The organism is Luteibacter sp. dw_328, from assembly GCF_018449605.1.
Lineage (GTDB): Bacteria > Pseudomonadota > Gammaproteobacteria > Xanthomonadales > Rhodanobacteraceae > Luteibacter.
In genome coordinates this window covers 133148-148226 of record NZ_JAAVUW010000001.1, presented here as the reverse complement: position 1 = coordinate 148226, position 15079 = coordinate 133148, and the positions used below count along the sequence as shown (strand labels likewise).

At 58.2% G+C, this 15079-nt stretch carries 16 protein-coding genes; 10 read left to right on the top strand and 6 right to left on the bottom strand.

From position 1 onward, the window contains the following. Nucleotides 1–39: 39 nt before the first annotated feature. Nucleotides 40–312: a hypothetical protein gene (locus HB634_RS00605; RefSeq protein ID WP_213946982.1), complete on the bottom strand. Its 273-nt coding sequence runs from the start codon at nt 310–312 to the stop codon at nt 40–42. A gap of 759 nt (nt 313–1071) precedes the next feature. Here HB634_RS00605 and HB634_RS00600 point away from each other — a divergent pair. Beyond that, nucleotides 1072–1353, top strand: coding sequence for an HNH endonuclease (locus tag HB634_RS00600; RefSeq protein ID WP_213946981.1), 282 nt, complete (start codon nt 1072–1074; stop codon nt 1351–1353). Here HB634_RS00600 and HB634_RS00595 read toward each other — a convergent pair. The 4 genes from HB634_RS00595 to HB634_RS00580 all read right to left on the bottom strand — a co-directional run bounded on the left by HB634_RS00595 (nt 1322) and on the right by HB634_RS00580 (nt 4822). Continuing rightward, nucleotides 1322–1768 carry a hypothetical protein gene (locus tag HB634_RS00595; protein ID WP_213946977.1) on the bottom strand — a complete coding sequence of 149 codons (447 nt, stop codon included), beginning with the start codon at nt 1766–1768 and terminating at the stop codon, nt 1322–1324. The two genes, HB634_RS00600 and HB634_RS00595, sit on opposite strands and share 32 nt — an antisense overlap. 1020 nt (nt 1769–2788) lie before the next feature. Further along, nucleotides 2789–3007: a hypothetical protein gene (locus HB634_RS00590; RefSeq protein ID WP_213946975.1), complete on the bottom strand. Its 219-nt coding sequence runs from the start codon at nt 3005–3007 to the stop codon at nt 2789–2791. Between the two features lie 700 nt (nt 3008–3707). Next, entirely contained in the window at nt 3708–4160 is a 453-nt protein-coding gene (locus tag HB634_RS00585) for a hypothetical protein (RefSeq protein WP_213946974.1), read from the bottom strand. A 92-nt stretch (nt 4161–4252) separates the two neighbouring features. Then, nucleotides 4253–4822, bottom strand: a complete 570-nt coding sequence (locus HB634_RS00580; protein WP_213946973.1) for a DUF4823 domain-containing protein — start codon at nt 4820–4822, stop codon at nt 4253–4255. Between the two features lie 76 nt (nt 4823–4898). Here HB634_RS00580 and HB634_RS23040 point away from each other — a divergent pair, with 76 nt between their 5' ends. The 5 genes from HB634_RS23040 to HB634_RS00555 all read left to right on the top strand — a co-directional run bounded on the left by HB634_RS23040 (nt 4899) and on the right by HB634_RS00555 (nt 8804). Next, nucleotides 4899–5369 carry a DUF3761 domain-containing protein gene (locus HB634_RS23040; protein WP_345777441.1) on the top strand — a complete coding sequence of 157 codons (471 nt, stop codon included), beginning with the start codon at nt 4899–4901 and terminating at the stop codon, nt 5367–5369. 378 nt (nt 5370–5747) lie between these two features. Next, on the top strand, nt 5748–6161 hold the full coding sequence (locus HB634_RS00570; protein WP_255548299.1) for a lysozyme inhibitor LprI family protein: 414 nt from the start codon (nt 5748–5750) through the stop codon (nt 6159–6161). Nucleotides 6162–6203: 42 nt separating this feature from the next. Then, the gene (locus tag HB634_RS00565; RefSeq protein WP_213946971.1) at nt 6204–7571 is read left to right on the top strand and encodes a peptidoglycan-binding domain-containing protein; all 1368 of its coding nucleotides are present in this window, start codon (nt 6204–6206) and stop codon (nt 7569–7571) included. A gap of 135 nt (nt 7572–7706) precedes the next feature. Next, on the top strand, nt 7707–8180 hold the full coding sequence (locus HB634_RS00560; RefSeq protein ID WP_213946970.1) for a hypothetical protein: 474 nt from the start codon (nt 7707–7709) through the stop codon (nt 8178–8180). Between the two features lie 45 nt (nt 8181–8225). Then, complete coding sequence (locus HB634_RS00555; protein WP_213946968.1) at nt 8226–8804, top strand: hypothetical protein; 579 nt, start codon at nt 8226–8228, stop codon at nt 8802–8804. 42 nt (nt 8805–8846) lie between these two features. Here HB634_RS00555 and HB634_RS00550 read toward each other — a convergent pair whose 3' ends face one another. Further along, on the bottom strand, nt 8847–9407 hold the full coding sequence (locus HB634_RS00550; protein ID WP_213946966.1) for a hypothetical protein: 561 nt from the start codon (nt 9405–9407) through the stop codon (nt 8847–8849). 974 nt (nt 9408–10381) lie between these two features. Here HB634_RS00550 and HB634_RS00545 point away from each other — a divergent pair. From HB634_RS00545 to HB634_RS00530, 4 genes are all read left to right on the top strand, one after another. Continuing rightward, complete coding sequence (locus HB634_RS00545; protein WP_213946965.1) at nt 10382–10663, top strand: hypothetical protein; 282 nt, start codon at nt 10382–10384, stop codon at nt 10661–10663. A gap of 79 nt (nt 10664–10742) precedes the next feature. Then, nucleotides 10743–11774 (top strand): hypothetical protein, encoded by a 1032-nt coding sequence (locus tag HB634_RS00540; RefSeq protein WP_213946964.1) that lies wholly within the window; start codon nt 10743–10745, stop codon nt 11772–11774. A 10-nt stretch (nt 11775–11784) separates the two neighbouring features. After that, a complete protein-coding gene (locus HB634_RS00535) occupies nt 11785–12942 on the top strand; it encodes a serine protease (protein ID WP_213946963.1) in 1158 nt (385 codons plus the stop codon). Nucleotides 12943–13498: 556 nt separating this feature from the next. Beyond that, a complete protein-coding gene (locus HB634_RS00530) occupies nt 13499–14656 on the top strand; it encodes an AAA family ATPase (protein WP_213946962.1) in 1158 nt (385 codons plus the stop codon). Nucleotides 14657–15079 lie beyond the last annotated feature (423 nt).

The window sequence follows — 15079 nt, the reverse complement described above, 5'->3', positions numbered from 1 at the left end:
TCCCCCCAGATCTGAGTAGCACCCCGGTTTCGACGTCAATCACCCACCCTGCTCCCAACACATCTTGGCATGCGCCTGCGCCGAGCACTGCACCCCCATATGCATCAACGCCCCGATCGCTTCCAGCCCGTGCGCCACACGCTGACAGTCCACGGTATCGGATTCGTGGATGAAGTCGGCTAGCAGCCGCGTCAGGCTACGTGCGTACTGAAGCCATTCGGTGGCTTCGTTCATCAGGTCGTGCGCCGTGGCTTCCGGATCGATGTGGTAGTGGAATCCGGGATGGGCGTTTCGTCCTTTCGTTGTGGTCATGACGATCTCCTTGAATGCCGCCCTGCCCGCCTCATCCAGGTGCGGCACGCTACGCATCGCGCAGCGTGCCGCGGATCACACGGATTCGCGGGTTCATCGGCTGCCCGTGACCGGGCGCCGTGCGGCTTGATTGACGAAGTGTGTTGCGGGGGCAGCCGCGTCCGTTCTCAGGTCACACGGCGACGTGCCGCGTTGCTCGGCCGAGAAAAAACTCAGGGAAACGGCTGGCGCCGCGGTTCTTCAACCGTGTCTGCGTGGACTGCAGAGCGCCCGGTGACCGATGGAGGTGCCGTCGAGGGGGTTCGGCGGGCGAGCTACTACCGTATGATCTGGCTTAGCCATATCAACTCCTAGAACAGTTGGTTTGGTTAGCGGTCCAGGGGTGGTGGTACACCTCTGGGCCGCGCTTCTCACCGCTTAGAGCGATGGTTGCCTGCGCAGCATTTCGTGCGCAGACGCAGGCAACGGAAAGACCGTATCAAAACAACTCGAAGTTGTCTGTAGGCGAAGCTGCTGATTTTGTCAGCGACCAGATGTTGCAGTCGCTCGACGTCTTGAGTTACAAATTGCACGCCGATCGCTGAAAGCGTCGGTGTGTGCCCGAATAGTCGTACGGCTGCGGGTGCCCGAGGTACCTCATAGAGGGCGCGGGAATCATCTTTTTGATTTCTTCGGAGCGCTCCATATGACCCACCTTAAATCCCTTCGCGCCATCGCATTCATGCTCAGCACGGGCAGTGCTACTACTGCAGCCGCACTATGTGGTTTTCCTCGCCTGCCGAATTGGGCTCGCGGCTTCCTTCCGCGCGGCACTTTCAGTGCACTGCGGAACACTTGCATGCGCGACAGGACGGCGGCCGTGACACCAGGACCAACATCGTTGCCGCGTGCTGGTACTGCATCACTCGCCGTCATAGGCGGAAGCGGCCGCTGGCTCCTCATGCCTACCGCAGGCACGTGCGGGCTCGTGTTGCGATCGGTAAATGGCATTCGGAGGCGAAAACCAAGCCTACGGCTGGCCCTTCAACGCGAGCGCCTTGACCTGCTCGAACTCCCTTTTCTGCTCGTCGAGCGGACCAGAATTTCCGCAGTTGTCGACGAAATCCATTCCTCGCCCTTTCGAAATGAAAAGCAAGTTGGGTTTACCAATATCCATTGGATACCTTGATGTAGTGTTCTCTGAGAATAGCCAGATAGGCTTTGTCGCGCGGCCTTTGAGCACCCGTGTCACCTTAACCACGTAGATCGTATAAATGGACGAATCGACATCTTCCGGATCCGGAACGTCGTGGCTCTCGATTGCAACGCCAACCACCACCAGAGCGGCCCTGGCAGCTTCTTTCGCCACCGTGAGCTTGGGATCCAGACAGGTAGCGTTCGTCACGAACGAAGAGGCAAGGCAGAGAAAGCCGATGAGGCCTGATTGAACCCATTTCTGATTCGGAATCAATTTCAAAACGAACCCTCGGGGCAGTCAACGTTGTCGGGGACACTCAGCCTCACGGGAATCACGCCAGGATCGCGAGCAATTCCGGGCGAATGCGTACATGTTAGCTGACTTGGAATGTCTGGGGTCGCGTTCGGCAAGGCACATGAAGACGACCTCGGCCTCACCGCACCCGCCGTGCAACATGCATTCATTCGAATTCTGGCTCACGACCTGAATGTGCTTACCCCGTTTCGCGCAGTAAGCATTGGCATCCCTTAAGGCACCGCCCTTCGCACGAGCGGGTCCAGCTATTTATGTCGGCAATTGCTTGCCGAGCTTTCTTCCCCATAAATGAAACGAGTCGAAACCGAACCGGCGGCTTTTCCAGCCCCGCTCCCCATCGGCGTTGTACACGCAGCTGCCAACCGTCGTACCCATATCCCCAGACCTGCCCCGCTGTCGCGTTGGCGGTTGTATTGCCGTGGCGTCGTAGGTCCGGGAGGCCGCGCCGATAGACGTCAGCCGGCCCTCACCGCTACTTGGTTGCGGCGGCTAGTTCCTTGCACAGTTGTTCCATCCCTGAAGCGCATTCGTGCTCAGCGTGCTCGCGTACCTTGCTCAAGGCGCTTTCGGGAATAGTCTCGTCAGACAGGTGCTTTATAACGAAGCGCTTGAATCCCGGATGCGCTGCGGTCAGCTTCGAGAGCTTGTCGAGGTCATTCCACTGCTCGGCAAGCAGCCTTGCGACCGTCTCACTGTAGGCACTCCAAACCTCGACAAAAGCCTCGCCGGTGCATGAATGGTCGGCGTTGAATGAAGACTAGAGCTCACGCCAATCGTTGATGCTCGCGACCATCGATTCCTGCCGCACGGACTCTTTCGGCGAGCAGCCCGGCGCTTGGGTCGCCACCGTAGGCCCACCCGCCGCAGAAACGAGAAGGAGCGCCACCAGGAACGTCGAGAATCTCATGCTTAGTGCTCCACAGTCAGAGTGGTTATCGGGTCACCAGACCGTTCGAGCAGCCTGATTGCGCCAGTTGCAACACTTCACGGCGTGACATCTTTCACTTGCTCGATATTGAGCACATAGGGCGTCAACGGATCTGGATCGGCCTGAAAGAGTCCCGTTATCGTTGCAAACCCTTTGCGTCCCTGATGGTTCATCTGCACGTAGAATCGATGGATATCCTTGTGATCCAGGGTTGCTTCTGACTTGATAACCAGTTCAATTCCGCGACCAGGGCACGCCCTATCGCTGATATTCATGTGATCCTCTCCGAGAATGACAAACCCTCGAATCCGAATCACCTGATTCACAAACGCCTGCGGGCTTTTCAGGACACTGCAAACCTCCGTGGTGTTGATCTCTGTCCCGTGTGTCCCGGCTCCGGCGAATGCGACGGGCGAGAAAAACAGGAGCCACGACCACGCAGCTAAGGCATTAAGCACACTCGTCTTCACTCTTCACCCTCTGGGCAAGCGATAAAACACGCGGAAACATTGACCACAGCGTCGTGCGCAGTGTTCGTCTCTGGTGTCTCGGGCCGACGCCAGCCGTGTTCTTTTTTGCCGCGTCGGATTGTCCTAGCGATGTCCTGAGTATCGCGGGTCATGCTCGTCAAGGCACATGAATACGACCTCAGCCTCGCCGCATCCACCGTGCAACATGCATTCGTTCGAATTCTCGCTCACGACCTGGATGTGCTTACCCAATTTGGCGCAATAGGCATTGGCATCCCTTAACGCATCGCCCTTTGCACGAGCAGGTCCAGAGAAAGGCGCTCGGATCGACACCGAGTACGTATCTTTCCCCGTCTCGCGCACGCCTGAACTCGCACATGCGGCCAGAGCGCTCGCTGCGATCAAACAAATGAATAGTCTCATCAGTGCCTCTTGGTCGTCAGAGCCGAAGGCCTGGAACACCCAGGATCCGCTCTGCGGGTGAGAGAAGTCGTCACAGTCCGTCCTAGGACGCAGCGATAGCCGTTATTGAAGAAATTATCGTCGCCGCGTCTCTGCTGTTGCACTGATGCTGAGAAGCATCGCCTACAGCTACCGACTTTGCGACCCATTCAATGGAGTATGGAGGATCGAGTGCTCGAACGATATCTGTAGTATCACCGCGCGTCCTTGTAGCGCAGATAATAAGATCGCACCGCTTCCGCTGAAAGAAATCTAGGCTGTCCCTCAAACGGCTGTTTGGATCACCTTGACTCTCGATTCCAACGTACTTTCCATTTACAGAGAATATCGCTCGCACGTCGGAGCGCACGTCCAGTCGATACATTGCACGGCCACCGGAAGTAACACGTTCTTCAGCAAGAAGGCTGAATTTGTTCAGGAGATGCTCGTAGACAATTTTCAGGGTCGTGCTCTTGCCACGGTTTCCAGCACCTTGAAGTACAACGATCTTGTTCATTCACACATCTCTGTTTTTCGGCTCATACGCATCGGTCGTATCTTCTGGAGGACTTCAGGCCCCTCCCATAATGCGATTGTTATCTGAAATCGTCACTTCGGAGTTGGCCAACCGTAGATCTTCCCAAGCGCGCCCGTGGAAACCTCATCCACGAAGCGATCTGGGGTACCTGACACGAACGTAGCGCCGGTCGCGGTCCGCTTGTGGGTGGCGGCGGCGACCAGTTCGTGTGAGCTCGCGTCGTAGAGCTCCACCGAGATGAAGAGCTGATCGCCCTTCCCTGACCAAGCTGTCGCGTTGTCTTCCCAGTGCGTAATCGTGGCCTGCATCACGTATGCGGAGTCATTGCGAGCGGCGTCGGCAAAGCCTTGCTCGACCGTCGAGTCTGCCGTGATCGCGACCGGGATGTTGTGGCCTGCGAGGGCCTTCCTCAGTGCGGCAGCCAGACCGGCGCCGCTCCCGACGGCCGGCGGCTGCCCCTGCTCCTGTCCATCCTTAATGGCGAGGACCAGGACCTTCTTGGCGGGGATCACCTGCTGACCTGGGATCGTGCCGCCCTCTTTGACGGAGCGGGGAACTGAACATGCAGACAAGCTGATGATTGCGAGCGACGTAAGCAAGCGAGTAAGCCACGGCGCGGCCTTCGTGAAGCGATAAGTCATGAGTTTTCCCCTGTGGCGTGGCCGCGGATGCTAGCACTCCGGCCGTTGGACACGATACGCCGGATCTCCCGTATGGATGCCCCCTGCTATTTATGTCGGCAATTGCTTACTGAGCTTCCGGCCCATATCTCGACTTCGATATGCATTTCCGGCAGTCCCCTTAAAGAAACATCGAATGCCGCCGACAGGCATTGCAGGGCGACGCCGCGTCGCTTCCATCATGGAGTTCAGCGCGATGACGCTCGAAGCCACCAATAGAATCGTCGCAATCATCCTCGCCGCCCTTCTTTTCGCTTCCCCTGTCGTCGCTCGACAAGCGCCCAGCGCAGCACAGCGTGATCAGTCGACTCAAAGCGCCCCGGCAACTCTCGTCGAAGGCGGGTACTACACCAACCATGACGGTGCCTCCATTCATCGACCGGCGCATACGACCGACAATCAGGTGCCGCCGGGGGCGTCAGCTCAATGTCGAGACGGTAGCTTTAGCTTCAGCGCTAGCCGGCGGGGGACATGTTCCCGGCATGGTGGAGTTGCTGCGTGGCTCTAGGTCCACGCCGGCATAACTAAAGGCGCTGCGCGCAATACTCTGCTTGACTGAATCCCGCTCGCGGGGCCCTGAAGGTCGACCATGATTCCCGATAGGCCGGGCGCATCCCGAATGTGTATGCAGTGCTACTACTGCACGCGCGCTATGTGGCTTTCTCCTCCTGCCGAACTTGGCCGCGGCTTCGCTCCGCGTGCTCCTCATGTCTACCGCAGTCACGTTCGGGCTCGTGTTGCGATGGGTAAATGGTATTCGCAACGATCTCATCGATAGGCATCATGCATTCGTCGATGCCACCACAGGGTTGCGATCCATTTAATGTCTTGCGTATGCTTCGCTCGAATCACCGGGCTTGGCCCGAGGCCGTAACCAGGAATCCCGATGAGTGCTGTACGGATGCGTCTGTCCTTTGTCCTGGCCTTGGGAGTCGCCGTGAGCCCTGCTTGGGCTCCCCCGGCGGACGCCGATAAGGCGCCCCCCTTGCGGCCAGGTTACGACAAGTGCCTGGAAGCATCGCAAGGCGTGACTCTCGCTGTGAACAACTGCATCGGTTCGGAATACGACTTCCAGGACAAGCGGTTGAATACTGCCTACAAGGCACTCCGCCAATCGATGGCGGAAACTCAACGTATTGCGTTGCGCGACCAGGAACGCGCCTGGATTGCGGATCGGGACAAGGCCTGCGCACCTCCCACCGACGGGGGCACGGCGGATATGTTGGGCGCCAACGAGTGCCGGCTCAACCGTACGGCCGTACGGGCCGCCGAGCTGGAAGCGCAGCTCAAGCACCCCTGAGGCCTTCGCGCCCACGACATGACCCATACAAGGAGTTGAACGATGACGGACGATCTCGAGCGCGCACAGCAGACTGCGAGCGAATGGCACCTCGGCCAGACCTCAGCCCGTTACGAATCCGGCGGCGATGTCGGCACCATCTCCACCGGCAAGGATGACAAGGGTGGTGTGTCGTACGGCGCCTATCAGCTCTCGTCAGTCTCCGGAACGTTACGGGAATACCTTGACCAGTCGCCTTATGGCGCTCAGTTCCAAGGTCTCACGCCTCCCACGTCGGCCTTCAATACGCAGTGGCAGACGTTGGCCCGTACCGACCCCGGATTCGGCCAGGACCAGCACCAGTTCATTGGGCAATCGCACTACTCCCAGCAAGTCGCCGCGCTTCAAGCTCGTGGTCTCGACCTCTCGCACCGCGGCATGGCCGTCCAGGACGCGCTATGGAGCACCTCGGTGCAGTGCCGCGGGCTGACGCCGGGCATCTTCGACAAGGGTCTGCAGGAAAAATTCGGCCAGCACTACGACCTGTCCACGTTGAGCGATAAAGATATCGTCGGTGCCGTGCAGGACTATAAGACGGCGCATGTCGACACACTCTTTGCAGGGTCGCCCAAGCTGCACGATTCTCTGAAGGCACGGTTCGGGCACGAAAAAGTAGCCTTAGAGACGCTTGCTGCGGCCGATGCGACTCTGACGGCAAACGGCTTGACCGTGCCCCACTCGGCGTTGCCCTTGCCAGCGGCACCGTCGCACGCGCAAGCGGGCCGTCACCACGGCGAAGGCGGAACGTCTGTCCGGCTGCACGACCGTGGTGCGTCGGTGGAAGCGTTGCAGCAACAGTTAGGTGCCTTGAATTACGGGAGTGCGAACGGTCAGCCAATTCGCGCAGACGGACATTTCGGTCCAGCGACGCAAGCCGCGGTCGAAGCCTTCCAGCGCGATCACCACTTATCGGCAGACGGCGTGGCTGGCCCCCGCACGCTAGAAGCACTGCATCAGGCCCAATTGGCTCCTGCCACCACTCTTGACGATCCCGCGCATGCGGGCCATGCCATGTATGGGCAAGCTCTGCGACTCGTCCAGAACATCGATGCACAACAGGGACGAGCCTCCGACCACATGAGCGCCAATCTCGCTGGATCGCTGAGCGCTCAGTCTCGAGCAGAGGGCATGACCCGACTGGACCACATTGCCCTGAGTGATGACGCCACTCGCGCCTATGTCATCCAGGGAGATTTGAATTCTCCCTTCAAGCAATACGCCTCGGTCGATGTCGCCCAAGCCGTCGTTCAGCCGCTCGAACAGAGCAGCCAAGCGTGGACACAGGCCAACCAGCAACAGCAGCAACAGATCGCTGCGCCGACTATCGATGTACCGCAGCAGGCTCCCACAGCGCCCACGATGAGCCGCTGAGGCCATCGGACAATGCAACGGCTAGCTGTACTCGAAGGATCGGCATTCCGCTCTTCTCTATGTACTATCGCGGGGGAACAATCGCGAAAGCCGTTAGAGATATCACACCCACTGGAGCACTGAGGAGCATCAGCCGTGAGCCTTGAAGCCAGTAGCGAAACCGAAGAAATGGAACGCTGGCATCGAATCTCGATGCATGTCCGCACGGCATGCACCGTTGTTGAGCGTGTTGGAACAGACGTACTCATCAAGTTCGACGGCGCGCGAGACAATGACGAGATCTATACCGTTGTCCTTGACGTTGGTCGTGAGACATCTTGCAGAGAAGACTCAAGCGATCTCGAAGAAGCTCTCTCGCGATTCTTCGGCGCTAGTCTTTCTGGAGCAACATCGCCAGCCGATGACTTTGCAGAACCACTTCGATCGTTTGATTTGCTTGCGAAGCGTGGCTTCGTCGTCGGTTTGATGATTATGCGAGTTGGGGCGCACCTCGAATTCGAGGTCTTTCTGTCACGAGACGACAAGACGTTCGAACCGATGAAGCGACGCGGGCCAGTATTTGTCAAAGTTGCCGACGAAATAATCCGATATGCCGGGCAAACCTCATAGCTTCGTGCGTCGACCGACGTCCCCCGGATTTCGGGGATCGATCACATGAACCGCTTTTCTGCGTCTCTACTTGCCGCGTTAGTCGCGACGACGCTAGTTTCCATGCCCACACCCGCCGGTGGCGCCAACCGACCCATGACGTTAGACGAAGTAGTTATCGGTGCGATGCCACTGGTTCCCAGCACCTCTTCAAGCGTGGAGGCATTCTTCCGTGCACCGCCCGGAGCACAGCGAGGAACGGTCGGATGGGTTCACCAGCCCATCGTCTACCGGACTCGTGATGGTGTTCTTCTGCACGTCCAACTCACCTCGGACTGGGAGAACGGGAAAGCGCCCGATGTCGTGCGCTTGGTGGCCGAAGTCGATGGCAAGCAGTGCCTGGACGCGAAGAAGCTTCGAGACAAGCTGGAACGAGGCCAGGACATCGCCTGGACGTCGCAAGGAATCAATCAGGGCTGGTCAGCGAAATGGGAGAACCGATTCGTGACGATCGGGCAGCGCGACGGGCGTTGCCTGGCTTCGGTGAACGTGGACGTCAGACAACAACCACGACTTGCACCTCCGCTCAGGCCATACAAGATGGATCGGTCCGGGATTCCCCGCCCTGTGTTGCCGGGACATTGAGGGCTTGCGTACAGCGTGCAAGCCATGACATATCGAGGTGGCTTAGTGCGATCGCCAATCGAGCGGCCGCTTCACCGTGCTGCCTGGCCAAGACGGCACACCATCCTGATCAGATCCAGACGTACCGATCTCGAATATGCCGTACGGCCCATTGACGCTCCTGTACAAATCGGCGTCCGAGCGGGATAGCATCATGAAATACTGTCCTCCAAGACTGCAACAGATCGGGTCGCTTTCCTGTATCCCTTCCCGATAGACGACGCGGACCGTCACAGTTGCGCCCCCTTTGAGAATTGAATCGACGCGAACGGTCGCGATGGCCAGGACGTCTGGCTTGTTTGGATCGTCTGGGTCTAAAGCGACGATCGTTCCGACAATCACGATATCTGCGGAGTGAATCCGCGCTTCGAGGCTCCGCTTGGGCACCTCATAGGCGAGAACCGACGCGCTGAAGAAGGCCATCGCCGCTGTCAAAATAGTCCGTCTGAGTGAGTACATTGCGAGCTCCATCGCACAAGTAGTAAGTCGACTGTGGCTGTTAATCGCTGCGTCGGCGGCCGGCATTTCGTCGGCTACGTTCCTGAACTCGACGAAGCGCCGCATGATCCCGCTTATTGCGTCTATCGTGTCTGGTACGCCAACGATCCATGGCCCAGGCGATGCCAGCGATCAGCAGTACAGCGACGAGTACCACTCCGAAGACCAAGTTCACCTGTTGGTGAAGGGCGTAGCTCGCAGCGTTGAACGGCCTTAGCAGGAGCGCCTGAAGCATATTTGAGCCCCCAGTGATTCTTGAGGGCGATGGTGCACGTCCTTCGCCACGGTCGCAAGACAGATCGCGGGTGAGCCGCTGCTTACATGGCGGACGCGTGCTCCATCGCCCAGTTTTCCGAGAAGAACCTCCTACCCTGGGCGGCCCAGGTAGACGATTCGAAACTCCCCCCAGGAAAGCCTCACTCGATACACGCCCCCTGCTCGCGTGAGCCGCTGAACGATCTCTGCCTCACCCTTTCCGTCTAACCAGACCCAGCACCCTATCAATGGGTCGTCGACCACCGGTGGCCGACCAATAGGAATCCATTCGCTCTCTCCGAACTGCTGCCGAATTTCTCCCCACCTCTCGGCAGAGACCGGGCTAAGCATCCCGGATGTTCGTGGGGCTGTCCCGACGGGAAGGGAGAGGCGCGCTTCCAGCTCATCGCGGCTACGCTCCCAGCGCCGTGCGGCGCTAGGTTCCCAGATCCAATGACGCGGCGCCGCGAAACGTATCCACTCGGCGAAACAACGGCATCCATCATCAGGTCGACCGGACATGTTGAGAGATCGATTTCGATCATGCGGGCGTTCATAGCCCGGACCTTGGTTGCTTTCGGTTCGTCAACCAGGTGACTGACACGTATCTCCACCAGAAGGTCTCCGCTCGCATCGGTCACGACGGCATCCGACCGGATTTCTCCTATGACCACCTCCACGTGACCGTTCCCCACCGCCGTATTCACTGCCGGCCAATCCACAGCCTCGCCGTATCTCAGGACGCCCTCCCTGTCGCTGGCGGTCGGCGGATTCGGCATATTCGCTTGACCGTTCCAGCACGGCAGCCGGAGGGAGCAACTTTCGGCAACGACCTGCTTTGCGTATCGATGCACGGCGGACTCGAAGCAGCCGCCGCTTTCGTCGCCGCCGTGGTGGGCGAAGTGGGCACGCCGCTTCGCGCCCTGCCGGGCAACCAGGCTTGCCCCACAGCCGGGACAAACGCAGCCGCATGCAAGACCTCGCTACACGCTCGCCGCCGCGAGAAGCCGTCCACCGCGCTCGCCGAACGGGATGCCCAACCGCTCCGCCCCATTCCAATCGTCTGACCCGTTCGAATTGCTTGCCATGTCTCCGTCCCCTCGCTATGAAGGAGACCGACACTGGTCCCACCACGGATGGAGAAACATGGACAAAGAGACGCGATCCCCGTTATCGACCGTTTCCGCGCTGGACGCTTTCGATCGTTGGCTCGAGGCCGAGCCTGCACAAGGGAAGGTCCGTCAGGCACTTATGGTCTTGAGTAGCCAGACGCGGCACGCCTTGGGCCGAAACGAGGATCCACCCGCTGCCGAGGTCATCCAACTCTTCGCCTGGCACCGGGATCGCTTTGGGGGACTCCGCCCGACCGAGCCAGTCACAGCCAAGTGGTTGCCCACATCACAGGTCAGGACGTGGTGGTCGGGTTACGAAAACAGTCGGCGACAGTTTTTCCAGGCGGCGGGTGTCGAGCTTGAGGTCGTCTTGGTGATCGACCGCGGCGGCGGGCGCGGAAACGCCACGATCTATCGCCTGGCCTTTGCAGCCCTAGGCGCCTTGACGGAGCCGGCTGAGGCCGCGGAGACCCCGTCAGCCGATCCGAGCATGCCCCCAGGTTTCGACCGGGCTTTCCACATGACCTACGAACTCGAGCCAGCCAAATGTGCCGCGCTTTGGTGGCCATTGCTCGGCCGGCCCTTCTCCATGCGGTCCGGTCGCGGCGTTGCTTTCATCGGCATTGTGGCACTCCCCTTCGCCATCGCCATGATCTGCGGCGCTGCGCTGTGCATGATCTATTTTTCTAGCCCGACCAGTATCTCCAAGGCAATGGGGCCACTTCTAACTACCGGACTGCTCGCCGCCGTCGTGACTTGGGTGCAAAGGCCTTTCTGGTCTCTGCCGATGCTTCGCATCACGATTGCGCCGGACTGGTTGCTTGCCTTCAGCCAGACGTATGGCCAGTTCCGCCTGACCCGGGACAGTGACAGCAAGACAGGTGGGCGATTCTCGCTAGTGCGGTTTCATGGCACCTGCCCGGTATGCGCCGGAAAAGTCGAGATCCGCGATGGGGGAGCGGCTTATCCCGGGCGCTTGGTCGGATGTTGTTCTGATAGTCCGCGGGAACACGTCTTTAGCTTCGATGCGGTGACGCGCGCTGGGAGGCTGCTTGTCGATCGCTGAAGCGACATCTATGAGCATTTCCGGCAAACAAGCTAAAGGAACATCGAAGATCGCCGACAGGGCTTGCAGGGTGACGACGAAAAGCTATTCCAACATGCCTGCAAAGCGCCAAGACTTCACCATCTACACCGCGGATGGACTCCGCCTGACGAAGGCAAATGGTCCGTTCGCAACAGGTCTATCCCCGTTCAATCGAGCATTCCCGGTCGACGACCCCTTTGGTGTACGTCGGGCAATTCTGCCCACACTTTTGCGGTTTCCCGATGGATCGATGCAAGGAGTCGGGACAGCCTTCCACGTTGATGGATGGGGGACATACATCACAGCCGATCACGTCGTCGATGTCGTTCGATCTCATCTTGGCCCGGATCGAGTCCTGCCTGGCACGTTGCACGACGCGGACCCAAATATGCCGCATATCGTTCTCATGACTGGCGTCGGCGTTGTCTTCGGCACGGTGACGCTAGAACCGGACGTATTCATCGCCGCTACAAAGGTCACCTCAATCTTCGAGGAATACCAAGACCCCCTCTCGTTCTCGAATGCTTCGCGAGGACGCGTCGCCGTCGACATTGCATCGCTGTCTACCCAATCAACCTCGCGGGCATCATCCTCCATCAGTCTTCGTGCGACACGTTGGATTCCTGAGCTAGGCGAGGTCGTCCTTGCTTTCGGGTACCCAACTTTGAAAGTCACTGAGAGGGATCGCTACGTCCGGACGGCGAGCATTTCCGAAGAACTTCACGGGGCATATGGCCGAGTGTTGCGAATATTTCCCGAGGGTCGCGGCGGACACAATAGAGGACCAGGCTTCGAAGTCGAAGCTGACTGGCCGTCAGGAATGAGCGGGGGGCCCGTCTTCAACAGCGCGGGGGAAGCCGTCGGCCTAGTAAGTAGCTCGATCGCCCCAGACGGAGACGAGCCCGGAGTCGGGTACGCGACCTGGCTCCACGGGATACCGGAACTAAGAATGCTAACACCAAGGCTCCATCACGAAAATCCGGGGAGGCGTTTCGGATACGCCGTACTAACGTTTTCACCATGGCGTCTCCACGCAATTTTCCCGGACGAAGCTTCAGCTACTTCCTGGCGCAACCGGACCGTGGCCAGCGCCGAAGTCGTTTACGGATCGCACAGAATTGGGACCGACGAATTCATGGTCACCTAAGCCGCTCGATCTCCCATAAAAGATGCGCCCCGCGGTACAAAATCGCACACCTGACATAGATGACACTCGAAAGTGCCCATCCGACAGTCGTACGAATGCTCGTCGTGGTTGTTGCGAGAGCGGCATGCCGCGGCGAACCCGCAGCCAATCGAAAAAACGCGTCTATGTCGAGCGTTCTCCGCGCTTCAATAGCGACATTGACCCTCCCCCTCCGAATCTTCGACATTTTAAGATCCCATAACCAAGGGGTGCCATTTTGGAACAGTTTTGCCTGCTGAGCTACGAAGACCCCGAGGTCTCAATTCCTTTTCTCGACGATGAATCCAGTAACAGGAATGGGCCACACGTCTCTATCGTCATAGGGCCGAACGGCTCAGGCAAGAGTCGAACCCTTAGTCGAGTTGTCGACGAACTCTGCTACCTCAGGGCGTGCCGCGACTCGGACAATTCAGCGATGACTAGATTTCGGCCTGCGTCCAACAAAGCCGTGATTCGGTACCGACTAAATGGCGCGCGCTGTGAGATCTCTCGAGGCGATTACGGCATCCAATGTACGTTGGACGGCAAGACGACGTCGCTGGCCGCAATCCTCTTCCCCGAGCGTGTCGCAACAGTTTCTCATTTGCCGACGGATAAGTTTCGATTCGCGCGTAGCGAGGCTTCAGACTTCTACAGATATCTCGGCCTCCGTCAGGCCACGAACTTAACTACGACCGGGGCCCTAGAAGCCAAGGTCGTGCAAAGCTTGATCGTCGGATTTACCGTTAAAGGCTTCGCAGAGAAGTTAAGAGCGTGGCTTTCTCTTGGAGGCATGACAGAAGATGTCGGCATCGCGATAACATTATCCACAGAAAAACTGCTTGAAGTTCGCTACGAGGGCTTCAAGGAAATAGCCATGAAAGCGGCGGAGCGACGGGTCGGAAGTGCACGCGTCAGTACTTTCGAGGCAAGCGAGAGTTGGACAAAAGATCTCGATAGCATGTGGCGGCTAATATCCGAGCTTCGTCACCTGCATTGGTCAACCAGCAGCAAAGCTCCGTCGGTAACATTGGATCTAGAGCGCTTCATGGCAGGACCCGTAGATGCGCAAGCTCTCGCAGAGGGCTTCGACGCCGCAAGGCGGTGGAAGCTATTCAGAGACACCTCGCTGGTTTTAGGCAAGGAAGGTGGTAGATATCCGTTCTCTGACCTCAGTTCCGGCGAACAGCAGCTTATAGGAACCAGCGCACGCTTGTTGGCGGAGCTAAAACCAAACGCTCTAGTGGTCATTGATGAGCCGGAGATAAGCCTTCACCCCGACTGGCAAATAAAATATGTCCATACGTTACTGCAGACATTGAGAGCAAGCCCCGCGACCCACGTAGTGATAGCAACACATTCGCATTTCATGGTGTCTGATCTCGACAGCAGGAATTCCGCCCTCATTATGTCATCTTATGATCAGGGCCCTAAATTCAAACAGTTCGATGGCGAGGTCTATGGTCGATCGCCCGAGAATATCCTTTATCGTGTCTTTGGCGTGGCCACAACAGGAAATTCAAATGTTGAAGCGGATCTATTTGCTTCACTGCAAATGCTTTCGAATGCGGTACCACTAGACGGGGACGAACTTCAAAAGATCTACGGCCGGCTGTCCAGGGTCCGTGGAGCGGACAATTCCGCGATGAACCTTATCCTGGACCGTGTGCAGGCTGCTTTGGAGAAGCCGGAGTGATCACTTTACCGCAGAGCGCAACAATCGATCCCGTCATCCAGAAGAAGCTAGATGCGTATCCCGTCGACATTCGGCCGAAGCGCTGGAATGGTAAAGCAAAATCGGTGACTCATTTTAAGCTCGAAGTCCTCAAGCATGGGCTTACGATCCAGTCCGGAAAATGCGCGTGGTGCCAACTAGCAGTCGGCGAAGAGGGGCGAAGGACGCCCCACCGAGATCACATCGCGCCGAAGGCTAAACATGCCAAGTGGACATTCCTCCCGCAGAACATTGTTATATCGTGCGAGTACTGCAACGGATTCGCAATTAAAGGTGAGATTGACACCATTTCAGTTCTTGCGGATGACTACGAAAGATGCACTTTTCACGTTGTGCACCCGTACATTGACGACGCGACAATACACGTACGATTCGTCCCGGATG

What these genes read in the sequence shown, in the direction of transcription:
- HB634_RS00605 (WP_213946982.1), bottom strand. Translation starts at nt 312, where the DNA reads ATGACCACAACGAAAGGACGAAACGCCCATCCCGGATTCCACTACCAC.
- HB634_RS00600 (WP_213946981.1), top strand. Translation starts at nt 1,072, where the DNA reads ATGTGGTTTTCCTCGCCTGCCGAATTGGGCTCGCGGCTTCCTTCCGCG.
- HB634_RS00590 (WP_213946975.1), bottom strand. Translation starts at nt 3,007, where the DNA reads ATGAATATCAGCGATAGGGCGTGCCCTGGTCGCGGAATTGAACTGGTT.
- HB634_RS00585 (WP_213946974.1), bottom strand. Translation starts at nt 4,160, where the DNA reads ATGAACAAGATCGTTGTACTTCAAGGTGCTGGAAACCGTGGCAAGAGC.
- HB634_RS00580 (WP_213946973.1), bottom strand. Translation starts at nt 4,822, where the DNA reads ATGACTTATCGCTTCACGAAGGCCGCGCCGTGGCTTACTCGCTTGCTT.
- HB634_RS23040 (WP_345777441.1), top strand. Translation starts at nt 4,899, where the DNA reads ATGCCCCCTGCTATTTATGTCGGCAATTGCTTACTGAGCTTCCGGCCC.
- HB634_RS00570 (WP_255548299.1), top strand. Translation starts at nt 5,748, where the DNA reads ATGAGTGCTGTACGGATGCGTCTGTCCTTTGTCCTGGCCTTGGGAGTC.
- HB634_RS00565 (WP_213946971.1), top strand. Translation starts at nt 6,204, where the DNA reads ATGACGGACGATCTCGAGCGCGCACAGCAGACTGCGAGCGAATGGCAC.
- HB634_RS00555 (WP_213946968.1), top strand. Translation starts at nt 8,226, where the DNA reads ATGAACCGCTTTTCTGCGTCTCTACTTGCCGCGTTAGTCGCGACGACG.
- HB634_RS00550 (WP_213946966.1), bottom strand. Translation starts at nt 9,407, where the DNA reads ATGCGGCGCTTCGTCGAGTTCAGGAACGTAGCCGACGAAATGCCGGCC.
- HB634_RS00540 (WP_213946964.1), top strand. Translation starts at nt 10,743, where the DNA reads ATGGACAAAGAGACGCGATCCCCGTTATCGACCGTTTCCGCGCTGGAC.
- HB634_RS00535 (WP_213946963.1), top strand. Translation starts at nt 11,785, where the DNA reads ATGAGCATTTCCGGCAAACAAGCTAAAGGAACATCGAAGATCGCCGAC.